Below are 12,560 nucleotides of genomic sequence, written 5' to 3' on the forward strand. Positions count from 1 at the left end.
TTTGCGTTGCCGCTTGCCCTGTCGATGGAGGCGCATTATAGGGATCTGGATCACGCTTGCAAGGGTGTTTTCGAATTAAATTCGCATTTTTGGTTCAACCGTTCACTAATCACCCAAAAAGCGCATTTATCCTGCAATAACACACCCGTTTGGCGAGCTCGCTATCCTCTAGATGGCGTGGCGATGGTAGCAGATCAAGGTTGTGGCGATTTGGTCTCTCTACATCTATATGCATGGTGATCGAGGTCACGCCTTCGGGTAACATAGCGCCCCTTTGCGATTCACACACTCTTGGGCTTTGGAGAGTTTAATGCCTTTTGCACTTGGCCAGCGTTGGATTAGTGATACAGAGACGGATCTGGGGTTGGGGACTGTCGTTGCTGTTGAAGGACGCATGGTTACCCTGTTGTTTCCGGCTACCGGTGAAAACCGCATGTATGCCAAAGAAGAGGCGCCGGTCACCCGGGTCAGCTTCAATGTGGGCGATCAGATCACCAGTCACGAAGACTGGACCATGACGGTCGAAGAAGTGCAGGAGAAAGACGGCCTGCTTATATATGTAGGTGTTCGTACCGACAATGATGAGCCCGTTGCCCTCAAGGAAGTGTTTCTCAACAACTTTATCAAGTTCAACAAGCCGCAGGATCGCCTGTTCGCCGGTCAGATCGATCGGATGTCCCGCTTCACCCTGCGCTACGAGGCGCTGGTCAACCAGCACCAGCGTCGTCGCAACCCGACTCGCGGTCTGGCCGGTGGCCGGGTCAGCCTGATCCCGCACCAGCTCTATATCGCCCACGAGGTGGGTCACCGCTACGCTCCGCGCGTACTGCTGGCCGATGAGGTGGGTCTGGGCAAGACCATCGAAGCGGGCATGATCATTCATCAGCAGCTGCTCTCCGGCCGCGCCCATCGCGTGCTCATTCTGCTGCCCGAAACGCTCCAGCATCAGTGGCTGGTCGAAATGCTGCGCCGCTTCAACCTGCACTTCTCCCTGTTTGATGAGGAGCGCTGCATCGAGGCATTTGCCGATGCGGAAAACCCCTTCGAGACCGAACAGCTGGTGATCTGCAGCCTCGACTTCCTGCGCAAGAAGCGTCGTCGCTTCGAGCAGGTGCTGGAGGCCGAGTGGGATCTGCTGGTTGTCGACGAAGCCCACCATCTGGAGTGGAGTGAAGAGGCGCCGAGCCGCGCCTACGAAATGGTGGAAGCGCTGGCCGAACAGGTGCCGGGCGTACTGCTGCTGACCGCTACCCCGGATCAGCTGGGCCACCAGAGCCACTTTGCCCGTCTGCGCCTGCTCGACCCGGAGCGTTTCTACGACTATGAGGCTTTCCTCGCCGAGGAGCAGGCCTATGGTCAGGTCGCCAGCGCCGCGCAAGAGCTGCTGGATGGCGAGACCCTGAGCGATGAAGCCAGACAGATCCTCGCCAGCCAGCTGGAAGGGCTGGACTTGAGCGATGCCGCCGCCCGTCAGCAGGCAGTCGCCAAGCTGCTGGACCAGCATGGCACCGGCCGGGTGCTGTTCCGCAACAGCCGCGCCAATATTCAGGGCTTCCCCGAGCGTCACCTCAACGTCTACCCCATGCCGCTGCCGGAGCAGTACAAGACTGCCATCAAGGTGATGGGCATGATGGGTGGCAACGGTGGCGATCTGCAGACCCGCGCCCTGCGCTACCTCTACCCCGAGAAGATCTTCCAGCAGTTCGAAGGTGACAACGCCACCTGGACCCAGTTCGACCCCCGTGTCGAATGGTTGCTGGAGCTGCTGCTCTCTGCCCGTCAGCAGAAGGTGCTGGTGATCTGCTCCGAAGCAGCGACCGCCATCGCGCTGGAAGAGGCGCTGCGTACCCGTGAAGGGATCCGTGGTGCCGTGTTCCACGAAGGGATGTCGATCCTTGAGCGGGACAAGGCCTCCGCCTATTTCGCCCAGCAAGAGGGTGGCGCCCAGGTGCTGCTCTGCTCCGAGATCGGCTCAGAGGGTCGCAACTTCCAGTTTGCCAGCCATCTGGTGCTGTTCGATCTGCCTCTCAACCCGGATCTGCTGGAGCAGCGTATCGGCCGACTGGATCGTATCGGTCAGCAGAATACCGTCGAGATCCACGTTCCCTATCTGGAAGGGACTGCCCAGCGCGCCCTGCAGCTCTGGTATCACGATGGTCTGGACGCGTTCGAGCAGACCTGCCCGACGGCCCGCCCGGTATTCGAAGCGGTACGTGAAGAGCTGTTCGAGCTGCTGGCCGCCAACACCGGCGATCAGGCAGCCCTCGAGGCCCTGCTGGTAAAGACCCGCGAACTGCACGAGCCGCTCAAGGCCCGACTGGAGCAGGGTCGCGATCGCCTGCTGGAGATCCACTCCAGCGGTGGCGCCGCCGCCCAGCAGCTGGTCGACAAGCTGGCCGCCGAAGATGACGACACCGGCATGATCTCCTTTGCTCTCAAGATGTTCGACGAGATCGGCGTCAATCAGGATGACCGTGGCGAGAACGCGCTGGTGCTGACCCCCGGGGATCACATGCTGGTCTCCAGCTTCCCGGGCCTGCCGCAAGATGGCATGACCATCACCTTCGATCGCAACACTGCCCTGTCGCGTGATGACATGTCGCTGCTCTCCTGGGATCACCCCATGATGCGCGGCGGTATCGACCTGATCCTGGGCTCCGAGATCGGTGCCACCTCGGTCGCACTGCTCAAGAACAAGGCGCTGCCCATCGGCTCCATCCTGCTTGAGCTGATCTTCGTTGCCGAGTCTGCGGCCCATCCCCAGCTCTACCGCTTCATGCCACCGACGCCAATCCGTCTGCTGATGGACAAGAACGGCCAGAATCTGGGTGAAAAAGTGGCGTTCGATGCCTTCAACCGTCAGCTGACTCCGGTCAACCGCCACCTCGGCAGCAAGCTGGTCACCGCGTCCCAACCGGTGATCCACGGTCTGATTGGCAAGGGCCAGGCCATTGCCGAAGAGCTGAAAGCCGGGATTGTCGACAAGGCCCGCACCCAGATGGCGCAGACCCTGCAGCAGGATCTGGATCGTCTGGAAGCGCTCAAGGCGGTTAACCCGAACGTGCGCGACAGCGAACTGGATTATCTGCGCAATCTGCAGGCAGAATTGCACCACCTGATCGATCAGACCCAACTCAAGCTGGATGCCATCCGCTTTATCGTGGTCACCCATAACTGACAAGGTACCGACCGACAGCGGCCAGAACCAGCTCAAACTGGATACCCAAGGCCGCTTTGTCGTGGTTACCCATAACTGATGGGGGCTTGCCCCCACCTTCTGATGCGAGACATTTATGTTTGAATACTCACCGCCTCTGGAACCCTGGCTCGATATCCTGTTCAAGGACAAGGACATCATGGTGGTCAACAAGCCCACTGGCCTGCTAAGCGTCCCCGGGCGCGGCCCCGAGAATGAAGACAGCGTCCTGCATCGGGTGAAACAGCAACACCCCAAGGCGGCGGCAGCGCATCGCCTCGACATGTCCACCACTGGCGTCATTGTCATTCCCCTCAATCCCAACTCTCATCGGGAGCTGAGCCGACAATTTCGCGAGCGGGAGACCGAGAAGCACTACCTCGCCTGGGTGTGGGGCGAGCCGGAAGCAGAGTCGGGAGAGGTTGACCTGCCGCTCTGCGTCGACTGGCCCAACCGCCCGAAGCAGAAGGTGGATCACGAGGAGGGGCGTCACGCCCTGACCCTGTGGGAAAAACTGAAAGTGGAGAACGGCAACAGCCTGATCAAGCTGACTCCCATCACAGGTCGCTCGCACCAGTTGCGCGTCCATATGCTGGAGCTGGGGCACCCGATCCTGGGTGACAACCTCTACGCCCATCCGGATGCGCTGGCGGCGGCGCCCCATCTCTACCTGCATGCGGCCATGCTGACCATCAGCCACCCCCGCAGTGGCGAGCGGATGACCTTCGAGGCGCCGGCTCCTTTCCCGGTCTGATCCCGCAAATCGCAGAGATAAAAAAGCCCCCATCGCGAGATGGGGGCTTTTTCATTAGGGTCAGACGCGAATATCGATCTTGCTTCCCAGAGAAGCGCTGGCCGATGTCGGTGCAACCGGCGCTGATTGCGCTGCGTTTTGCAGCAGCTTCAGCGCAGTTTCGCCCTCTTGGGTCTGCTGTTTCTTGGCCAGACTGGCCGTCATCAGAGCAGAACCAAACGACGCATTTGCAGAACTTGATATATCCATAGGGTTCCTCCTGCACTCAACAGTATCGGCCAAGCGGCCCCGAACATAAGCACTGAATGCAAAACAATCTGAAAGTCGCTTTTCTATCAATCAGATAGCAATAGTATTCATGGCCCTGTTCACCGCTGGATGACGCCTTCAAGCTCCTGTGCCGTCATCGGCCGAAGCACCTTGCAAGGGTTGCCAGCCGCCACCACGTTGGCTGGCACATCTTTGGTCACCACCGAACCGGCACCGATGACGCTGTTGTCACCAATGGTGACACCGGGACAGATGACGACGCTACCGCCGATCCAGACGTTGTGACCGATCCGTACAGGCTTGCCGAACTCGACACCCTTGATACGTGGCGCCACCGCCACCGGATGAGCGGCGGTGTAGATCTGCCCCCCGGGCGCCAGCAGCACGTTGTCGCCGATGTGCACCTCACAGACGTCGAGGATGGTGCAATTGACGTTGGCGTAGAAGTTCTCGCCGACGAAGATATTGGCGCCATAGTCGCAGAAGAACGGCGGATTGATGGCGCACTCATGGCCGCGACCACCGAGCAGCTCGTGCAGCAAAGCATCCCGCGCCGGTTTCTCCTGCCAGCTGGTGTTGAAGGTGTGGTAGAGCTTGCGGCAGCGCTCGCGCGCCGCTTTTAGCTCAGGGTCGCCCGCATCATAAGGCTCCCCCGCCACCATCTTCTGCCACTCGGTACCGCGCACCACCTTCTCCATTACCTACTCCATCAGCCAGATCAGGGATTCATAAGGGCGCAGCATACCCGATTGCGGCTGGGCCGGGCTATCGGGGTAGTTGCCGAGCAGCAGCCGACCTTGCCCACTTTGCAGCTCGGCAGGCAAGGCAAACTCAGCCGGCTCGCCGTAGAAGTTGCTCACCACCAGCAGGGTCTGGCCGTTGGCGCGACGGGCATAGGCCCAGATCTGCGGATGCTCTGCCAGCAGCTCCTGATAATCCCCCTGAGTGAAGATGGGGTGCGCCTTGCGAAGGGCGATGAGATCCCGATAGTGCCAGAACACCGAGTTATGGTCGGCCAGCGCAGCCTCGGCATTGATCTCGGGGTAGTTGGCGGCAGGCTTGAGCCAGGGCGTCCCGCTGGTGAAACCGGCGTTCGGGGCGGCGCTCCACTGCATCGGAGTACGGGAGTTATCGCGGGACTTGGCACCGAGAATGGCGAGGATCTCGGCCTCGCTCATCCCTTCAGCCTGCTTGATGGCGAAGATGTTGCGGCTCTCCACATCCTGATAGTCATCGATGCGCTGATAGCCGGGGTTGGTCATGCCGATCTCCTCCCCCTGATAGATGTAGGGGGTGCCTTGCAGGCCGTGCAGCGTGCTGGCCAGCATCTTGGCGGCCACGACCCTATGCTCACTCTCATCGCCAAAACGGGAAACGATGCGCGGTTGGTCGTGATTGCACCAGAACAGCGCCGACCACCCCTTGCCATGCATACCGCTCTGCCAGTGATTGAAGATGCGCTTGAGTTCGAGGAAATCGAACGGTGCCTTGGTCCACTTGTCGCCGTTGGGGTAATCCACCTTCAAATGGTGGAAGTTGAACACCATGGATAGCTCGGAGCCATCCAGCGCGCCGTAGCGCTGGCAGTGCTCCAGACTGGTGGAGGACATCTCCCCCACCGTCATGGCCCCCACCGGGGCGAAGACATCGCGGCTCACATCCTGCAGGAATTCGTGGATGCTCGGCCCGTCGGTGTAGAAGCGGCGGCCATCGCCACTGTCGTCGTTCGGGAACGCCTGATCCTTGGAGATGAGATTGATGACATCGAGCCGGAAACCGTCCACCCCCTTCTTCGCCCAGAAGTGGATGATCTTTTTCACCTCGGCGCGCACTGCAGGATTTTCCCAGTTGAGATCAGCCTGCTCGCGGGCAAACAGGTGCAGGTAGTACTGGCCGGTGGCGGGATCCAGCTCCCAGGCGCTGCCACCAAACTTGGATTGCCAATTGTTGGGCACGCCGCCATCCACCGGATCGCGCCAGATGTAGTAATCGCGGTAGGGGCTGTTTTTATCCCCCAGCGCCGACTTGAACCAGGCGTGCTCGGTGGAGGTGTGGTTCACCACGATATCCATCACGATGCGGATGTCGCGCTCATGGGCGGCGGCCAGCAGCGCATCGAAATCTGCCATGGTGCCGTAGGCGGGGTCGATGGCAAGGTAGTCGGCGATGTCGTAACCGTTGTCCACCTGCGGAGAAACATAAACCGGGGTCAGCCAGAGGGCATCGACCCCCAGGGTTTTGAGATAGTCGAGGCGGGCCATGATCCCCTTGAGGTCGCCGGTGCCACGGGCAGCGGAATCCTGAAAGCTCTTGGGGTAAATCTGGTAAATCACGGCACTCTGCCACCAGGGTGTTTGGCTCATGGGTCTTTCTCTTGTCTCGAATATGAAATGGAGAGGGCGACCCGCGGGTCGCCCTGATAATCAGTGTCAGGCGCTGGCTTGGGCCAACTTGCCAGCGGCTTGCTGGCGCTTGTAGACCAGCAGGGTCAGCACCACCGGCACCACGATGGCGACCAGCATGGCGATGGCGAACACCGCCCAGTATTGCGGCTGGATGGAGAGGATGCCCGGCAGGCCGCCTACCCCGATGCCGTTGGCCATCACCCCGGCGAAACCGCAGATGAGGGCGGCAAGGCTGGACCCCACCATGGCGCACAACATGGGGAACTTGTACTTGAGGTTGATACCGTACATGGCCGGTTCGGTCACCCCGAGGTAGGCGGAAATGGCGGCAGGCACCGAGATCTCCCGTTCGTTCTCCTTGCGGCTAATCAGAATGATGCCGACGACCGCAGAAGCCTGAGCGATGTTGGATAGGGCGATCAGCGGCCAGATTGGCGTGCCGCCCATGCTCTGCATCAGTTGCAGATCCACTGCGTTGGTGGTGTGGTGGATGCCGGTGATGACCAGCGGCGCATAGAGGAAACCGAACAGGGCTGCGCCGATGGGAGCAAAGGAGCCGGTCATGGCGGCCTTGGCAGCGAAACCAACGCCATCACCAATCCAGCGACCGAACGGGCCGATAAAGGCGTGGGCCACGATCACTGCCAGCAGCAACGAGACAAACGGCACAATCACCAGATAGAGATAGGCCGGAATGATCCGCTTGAGGTTGGTCTCCACCCTGGCGAGGAATACACCCGCCAGCAGCGCCGGAATGACCTGGGCCTGATAACCTACCTTCTGGATCACGAACAGGCCGAAGTCCCACACCTCGGGAGTCTGCTGACCGATGCCGTAGGCGTTCATCAACTGCGGTGACACCAGCGTCACCCCCAGCACGATACCCAAGATCTCGGAGCCGCCCATCTTCTTCACAGCAGACCAGCAGACACCGACCGGCAGGAAGTGGAAAATCGCCTCGCCCAGCAGCCAGAGGAAGGCGTGTACCTGAGCCCAGAACTGGCTGATCTCGGTGAGGGTGTGAGTGCCATCGTCGAACATCTTGATGTCGCCGATGACGTTGCGAAAGCCCAGGATCAGACCGCCGGTGATGATGGCGGGCAGCAGCGGCACGAAGATCTCCGCCAGATGGGAGATGCCCCGCTCCAGCGGATTCATATTCTGGCGCGCCGCCTGCTTGGCGGTCTCCTTGCTGCCACCGCTGACGCCGAGCTGTTCGGTCAGCGCCTTGTACCACTGCTCCACCTCGTTGCCGATCACCACCTGGAACTGACCGCCCTGGGTGAAGCTTCCCTTCACTGCCGGAATGGTTTCGATGGCCTTGCTGTCGGCCTTGGCCGGATCGTTCAGGACGAAGCGCAACCGGGTCAGGCAGTGGCTGACGGTGGCGATGTTCTCCTTGCCGCCGATCTTGTCGATCAGGGTGGCAAGCTGCTGTGCGTTGATCTTGGACATGGGTCTTCCCTCTGTGACGCCATTGAATAGTGGTCTGTATCGCCCTTTTGAGCCAGTCTGTCGGCCGGAGCGTTTTTGGTATCGTTCCCATTTAGCATGCCGACAATCTGGCCAGATCGAAATGGGAACGTTCCCAATTCGTGGCCAGCGTCACAAAAAGCACACTTTTTGTTCAGTCGGAAGTGATGGGGCTCACAGGGTTCGGCAGGGGGCGATTGTCACCAGCGGAGGCTGATCCTGCTCAATCTGGCCGAGCAGCTGACGCGCCGCCTGCTCCCCCGCCCCTTTGTAACCAAGATCGAGACTGAGGGCGTTGGGGAAGAGGAAACTGAGCATGGGGTTGTTGCCAAGACCGGTCACCAGCACCTCACTACGCCCTTGTTCTTGCAGGTATTTTGCCGCACCAATGGCGAGGGTGTCGCTGGCGCAGACCAGCGCCTGGGTGGAGGGGGTAAGCAGCTCGGCCGCCAGCCGGTAGCCGCTCTGCAGGCTGAGATCGCCGAGGGCGCTGCGCGGGCGCAACCCCTGCTCTGCGCAGTAAGCGAGATAGGCGTCTAGGCGGCGCTGGCCGGTGGTGAGATCCGAGGCATCCACCCCCAGATAGGCGATATCGCGGGCGCCACGGCTGGCCAGCTGCGCCAGCATGGTGCGCACCGCACCGGCGTCGTCAAAGCAGACCGAGGAGAAACCGGGATATTCACGAGCGACCAGCACCAGCTTCTCTTTCAACGGCGCCATGGCGGCATAGTCCAAGTTATTGAAGGCGAACAGGATAATGCCATCCACCCCGCGCCGCTCCAGCACCGCCAGATGCTCCTGTACCTTGGCGGGGGAGAACTTGCTCTCCATCAGCACAGCATCATAGCCGCGCTGGTAGAGGGTCTCCAGCATGCCGCGCACCGCCTGATTCTCCGAGCTGGAGTCGAGCCGCGAGACGATGATCCCCACCACCTGCTGGCTCTGGCTGCGCATGGCCCGCGCCGATTTGCTCGGCACGAAGCCATGCTCGGCGATGATCTGCTCTACCCGCTCGCGGGTCTCCTGCTTCACCTTGGGATCCTGGTTGAGCACTCGGGAGACGGTCGACTTGCCGACGCCACTCAGTCTGGCGATATCGAGGATGGTCAGTTTCTTGTCCATGAATTGGCTCACAGGAGGCTAGGCGGTGGAATTGCCCACATTGTTGTGATTAACCCCTGTGAATACAAGCCCATGGCGTTAGAATGCCCTTTTTGCCCCGCCGTCAGGGTGTGTGGGCACAGCACAGGATGCCCATCATGGATCTGCTGGCCAGTCTGCTCTTCTCCCTCTCCATCACAGGGCCCATCTGCGTGGTGCTGCTGCTCGGCATCTTGCTCAAGCGGTTGGGGCTGCTGCCGGATCCCTTTACCGAATCCGCCTCGCGACTGGTATTTCAGGTCACCCTGCCCGCCCTGCTCTTTCTCAGTATTCTGGGTACCAACTTCGCCACCATGCCGAGCCTCTGGTTTATCGGCTATGGCCTGCTCGCCACCGTTATCAGCTATCTGGTGCTGGAGCTGCTGGCCGGACGTTTTATCGAGGAGCAGCGGCTGCGCGGCATCTTCGTGCAGGGGAGCTTTCGCGGCAACAGCGCCATTATCGGGCTCGCCTATGTGCAGAACGCCTACGGCCACGAGGGGTTGGGGGCGGCGGCCTTCTATGTCGGCGCGGTGACCGTGCTCTACAACATTCTCGCGGTGATCACCCTCACCCGCAGTCTCGGCGGTGCCACCGGCATTCGCCCCATTCTGCTCGGCATCATCAAGAATCCGTTGATCATCGCCATTGTGGCGGCGCTGCCGTTTACCCTGCTCGGTATCAAGATGCCGCAACTGCTGCTCACCACCGGCAGCTACTTCGCCAACATGACGTTGCCGCTGGCGCTGCTCTGCACCGGCGCCTCTCTCAGCCTGGATGCCCTGCGTGGTGGTGCAGCCATTGCGGGCTGGGCCAGCATCATGCGGCTCTGTCTCATTCCGGCTGCGTTCACTCTGGGGGCGGCCCTGCTCGGCTTCAGCCATCTGGAGCTGGGCATTCTGTTTCTCATCAGCGCTACCCCGACTGCCGCCGCCAGCTATGTGATGACCCGTGCCATGGGGGGCGACAGCGTGCTGGCCGCAAACATCATCGCCACCACCACCCTCGGTTCGCTGGTTACTACCAGCCTCGGGGCAACTCTGATGAATTATCTCGGTCTTATGTACTGACCCTGCCCGAGGAAACTGCCAACCTCATCGCCACCACGAACCTTGGCTCCCATACACCGGCAGGGAGCCATCCTGATGAACTATCTGGGTCTTATGTACTGACGGCTTGACCTTGCCGGAGGCGGCAGCTTTAGGCTGGCGCCCATCAACAGAGGAGATATTCCATGACAATCGAACTCACAGTGTCCGGCATGTCCTGTGGTGGCTGCGCCGCCAGTCTGCAAAAAGCCCTGCTGGCCCAGCCTGCAGTCACTACCGCGACCGTCGATTTCGCCAGCAGCAAGGCCGTTATCGAGAGCGAGCTGAGCAAGGCCGAGCTGATCGCCCTGATCGAAGCCAAGGGTTTCTCTGCGAGTTAAATTATCTCCATAGAGGTATAAAACAGGTTAAAAATCTGTACTCACCTGTCTTTTGGTGAGTTTTATCACAGACCCAGGTTATTAAACGGGCAAACTTGCTGCGATTATTCCAACCATAAGGATTTGCAGCATGACCCTACCGATCCGCAAGACCCTGCTCGCCGCCGTCGTCGGCCTGACCCTCTCCCCCATGGCGATGGCCCTACCCAACGTCCATATTCTGGCAACCGGCGGCACCATTGCCGGAGCTGGCCAGTCGGCTACCCAGTCCAACTATGAGGCAGGCAAGGTGGCCATCGAAACCCTGATCGCCGCCGTGCCCGAGATGAAAAACGTGGCCGATGTGCAGGGAGAGCAGGTGGTGAAGATCGGCTCCCAGGACATGAACGACGAGGTGTGGCTCAAGCTGGCCAAGCGGGTCAACGAGCTGCTGGCCAAGGATGACGTAGATGGCATCGTCATCACCCACGGCACCGACACCATGGAAGAGACCGCCTACTTCCTCAATCTGACCGTCAAGAGCGACAAGCCGGTGGTACTGGTTGGCGCCATGCGCCCCTCCACCGCCATGAGTGCCGATGGCCCACTCAACCTCTACAACGCCGTGGTGACCGCCTCCGACCCCGCCTCCAAAGGCCGTGGCGTGATGGTGGCGATGAACGACACAGTGCTCGATGCCCGCGACGTCACCAAGACCAACACCACCGGGGTGCAGACCTTCGCTTCCCCCAACTTTGGCCCGCTGGGTTACATCCACAACGGCAAGATCGACTATCAGCGCAGCCCGGCCCGTCTGCACACCAGCAAGACACCGTTTGACGTGAGCAAGCTCGACAAGCTGCCACAGGTTGGCATCGTCTACAGCTACGCCAACGCCACCGACTTGCCGGCCAAGGCGATGGTGGATGCCAAGTTCGACGGCATCGTCAGCGCCGGGGTGGGCAACGGCAACCTCTACCACACCCTGTTCGACACCCTGGCCAAGGCGAGCAAGGATGGCATCCGGGTCGTGCGCTCCGCCCGCGTACCGACCGGCGCCACCACCCTGGATGCCGAGATCGATGATGCCAAGTACGGCTTCGTGGCCTCCGGCACTCTCAACCCGCAGAAAGCGCGGGTGCTGCTGATGCTCTCCCTGACCCAGAGCAAGGATCCGGCCCAGATCCAGCGCTGGTTCCAACAGTTCTGATAACGGTTGTCTGAACCATGACAAGCAAGGGCGGGACTTCCCGCCCTTTTCCCTCCTGCAATGCTGCCTCGCCCATTACGCCGTTTGGCGTGGTCATCCTTCCCTTTTCCGGCCATCTTTTTCAGCCATCCCAGAGCGCGGTCATCAAATTAGCGAGCCGGATCACCCGCTTTCACAAGCGCATCGCCACCAAATTCATTACACTGCCAGCGATCTTATCCACTCAAGGAGTGCTGTTGCTGTATGGAAATATTGATCCTGCTGGGATTGATTTTGCTTAATGGCGTCTTCGCCATGTCAGAAATCGCCATCGTCACCGCACGCAAGGCTCGCCTCGGCAAGCTTGCCTCTGAAGGCAACCGTTCCGCCGCCATCGCCCTCAAACTGGGCGAAGACCCGACCCATTTTCTCTCTGCCGTCCAAATCGGCATTACCAGCATAGGTCTGCTCAACGGTATCTACGGCGAATCCCTGCTGGCCCAGCCCTTCTCCCTCTGGTTGCAGGAGTGGGGACTCCCGGCCAAGAGCAGTGGCCTGATCGCCACCATCATAGTGGTGGTGGTGGTTACTTATCTCTCCATCGTGGTGGGGGAGCTGGTGCCCAAGCGGCTCGGCCAGCTCAATGCCGAGCGCATCGCCTGTCTGGTCGCGCGCCCCATGCACTGGCTCGCCACCCTGACCCGCCCCTTCGTCTGGCTGCTGTC

The 12,560-nt window shown here is 60.5% G+C and carries 13 protein-coding genes; 8 read left to right on the plus strand and 5 right to left on the minus strand.

What is annotated here, in order from left to right:
• The 3 genes from L972_RS21790 to rluA all read left to right on the plus strand — a co-directional run.
• A partial coding sequence (locus tag L972_RS21790) for a hypothetical protein (RefSeq protein ID WP_231560908.1) occupies positions 1 to 240 on the plus strand: 240 nt, incomplete at its 5' end.
• 70 nt (positions 241 to 310) lie between these two features.
• On the plus strand, positions 311 to 3,178 hold the full coding sequence (gene rapA, locus L972_RS07430; protein ID WP_047437136.1) for an RNA polymerase-associated protein RapA: 2,868 nt from the start codon (positions 311 to 313) through the stop codon (positions 3,176 to 3,178).
• A gap of 115 nt (positions 3,179 to 3,293) precedes the next feature.
• Complete coding sequence (gene rluA / locus L972_RS07435) at positions 3,294 to 3,950, plus strand: bifunctional tRNA pseudouridine(32) synthase/23S rRNA pseudouridine(746) synthase RluA (RefSeq protein ID WP_047437138.1); 657 nt, start codon at positions 3,294 to 3,296, stop codon at positions 3,948 to 3,950.
• A gap of 60 nt (positions 3,951 to 4,010) precedes the next feature.
• Here rluA and L972_RS07440 read toward each other — a convergent pair whose 3' ends face one another.
• The 5 genes from L972_RS07440 to treR all read right to left on the minus strand — a co-directional run bounded on the left by L972_RS07440 (position 4,011) and on the right by treR (position 9,220).
• Positions 4,011 to 4,199, minus strand: a complete 189-nt coding sequence (locus L972_RS07440; protein ID WP_047437141.1) for a hypothetical protein — start codon at positions 4,197 to 4,199, stop codon at positions 4,011 to 4,013.
• 119 nt (positions 4,200 to 4,318) lie between these two features.
• A complete protein-coding gene (locus tag L972_RS07445; RefSeq protein WP_047437143.1) occupies positions 4,319 to 4,918 on the minus strand; it encodes a sugar O-acetyltransferase in 600 nt (199 codons plus the stop codon).
• A 3-nt stretch (positions 4,919 to 4,921) separates the two neighbouring features.
• A complete protein-coding gene (gene treC, locus L972_RS07450; protein ID WP_047437146.1) occupies positions 4,922 to 6,583 on the minus strand; it encodes an alpha,alpha-phosphotrehalase in 1,662 nt (553 codons plus the stop codon).
• A 66-nt stretch (positions 6,584 to 6,649) separates the two neighbouring features.
• On the minus strand, positions 6,650 to 8,080 hold the full coding sequence (gene treB, locus L972_RS07455) for a PTS trehalose transporter subunit IIBC (RefSeq protein ID WP_047437149.1): 1,431 nt from the start codon (positions 8,078 to 8,080) through the stop codon (positions 6,650 to 6,652).
• Positions 8,081 to 8,272: 192 nt separating this feature from the next.
• Positions 8,273 to 9,220, minus strand: coding sequence for a trehalose operon repressor TreR (gene treR, locus L972_RS07460; RefSeq protein WP_047437152.1), 948 nt, complete (start codon positions 9,218 to 9,220; stop codon positions 8,273 to 8,275).
• Positions 9,221 to 9,357: 137 nt separating this feature from the next.
• Between treR and L972_RS07465 the strand changes: the two genes are divergently transcribed.
• From L972_RS07465 to L972_RS07480, 5 genes are all read left to right on the plus strand, one after another.
• A complete protein-coding gene (locus L972_RS07465) occupies positions 9,358 to 10,308 on the plus strand; it encodes an AEC family transporter (RefSeq protein ID WP_047437154.1) in 951 nt (316 codons plus the stop codon).
• Between the two features lie 164 nt (positions 10,309 to 10,472).
• A complete protein-coding gene (locus tag L972_RS07470) occupies positions 10,473 to 10,667 on the plus strand; it encodes a heavy-metal-associated domain-containing protein (protein ID WP_005357810.1) in 195 nt (64 codons plus the stop codon).
• Positions 10,668 to 10,797: 130 nt separating this feature from the next.
• Positions 10,798 to 11,856: an L-asparaginase 2 gene (gene ansB / locus L972_RS07475; protein ID WP_005348754.1), complete on the plus strand. Its 1,059-nt coding sequence runs from the start codon at positions 10,798 to 10,800 to the stop codon at positions 11,854 to 11,856.
• 17 nt (positions 11,857 to 11,873) lie between these two features.
• Complete coding sequence (locus tag L972_RS21355; protein WP_136502224.1) at positions 11,874 to 12,137, plus strand: hypothetical protein; 264 nt, start codon at positions 11,874 to 11,876, stop codon at positions 12,135 to 12,137.
• A partial coding sequence (locus L972_RS07480; RefSeq protein ID WP_047437159.1) for a CNNM domain-containing protein occupies positions 12,100 to 12,560 on the plus strand: 461 nt, incomplete at its 3' end. The genes L972_RS21355 and L972_RS07480, both read left to right, overlap by 38 nt.

The organism is Aeromonas sp. ZOR0001, from assembly GCF_000801015.1.
Classification (GTDB): domain Bacteria; phylum Pseudomonadota; class Gammaproteobacteria; order Enterobacterales; family Aeromonadaceae; genus Aeromonas; species Aeromonas veronii.

Bases quoted from the DNA above. Each gene is read 5' to 3' on its own strand.
- rapA (WP_047437136.1), top strand. From the start codon at position 311: ATGCCTTTTGCACTTGGCCAGCGTTGGATTAGTGATACAGAGACGGAT.
- rluA (WP_047437138.1), top strand. From the start codon at position 3,294: ATGTTTGAATACTCACCGCCTCTGGAACCCTGGCTCGATATCCTGTTC.
- L972_RS07440 (WP_047437141.1), bottom strand. From the start codon at position 4,199: ATGGATATATCAAGTTCTGCAAATGCGTCGTTTGGTTCTGCTCTGATG.
- L972_RS07445 (WP_047437143.1), bottom strand. From the start codon at position 4,918: ATGGAGAAGGTGGTGCGCGGTACCGAGTGGCAGAAGATGGTGGCGGGG.
- treC (WP_047437146.1), bottom strand. From the start codon at position 6,583: ATGAGCCAAACACCCTGGTGGCAGAGTGCCGTGATTTACCAGATTTAC.
- treB (WP_047437149.1), bottom strand. From the start codon at position 8,080: ATGTCCAAGATCAACGCACAGCAGCTTGCCACCCTGATCGACAAGATC.
- treR (WP_047437152.1), bottom strand. From the start codon at position 9,220: ATGGACAAGAAACTGACCATCCTCGATATCGCCAGACTGAGTGGCGTC.
- L972_RS07465 (WP_047437154.1), top strand. From the start codon at position 9,358: ATGGATCTGCTGGCCAGTCTGCTCTTCTCCCTCTCCATCACAGGGCCC.
- L972_RS07470 (WP_005357810.1), top strand. From the start codon at position 10,473: ATGACAATCGAACTCACAGTGTCCGGCATGTCCTGTGGTGGCTGCGCC.
- ansB (WP_005348754.1), top strand. From the start codon at position 10,798: ATGACCCTACCGATCCGCAAGACCCTGCTCGCCGCCGTCGTCGGCCTG.
- L972_RS21355 (WP_136502224.1), top strand. From the start codon at position 11,874: ATGACAAGCAAGGGCGGGACTTCCCGCCCTTTTCCCTCCTGCAATGCT.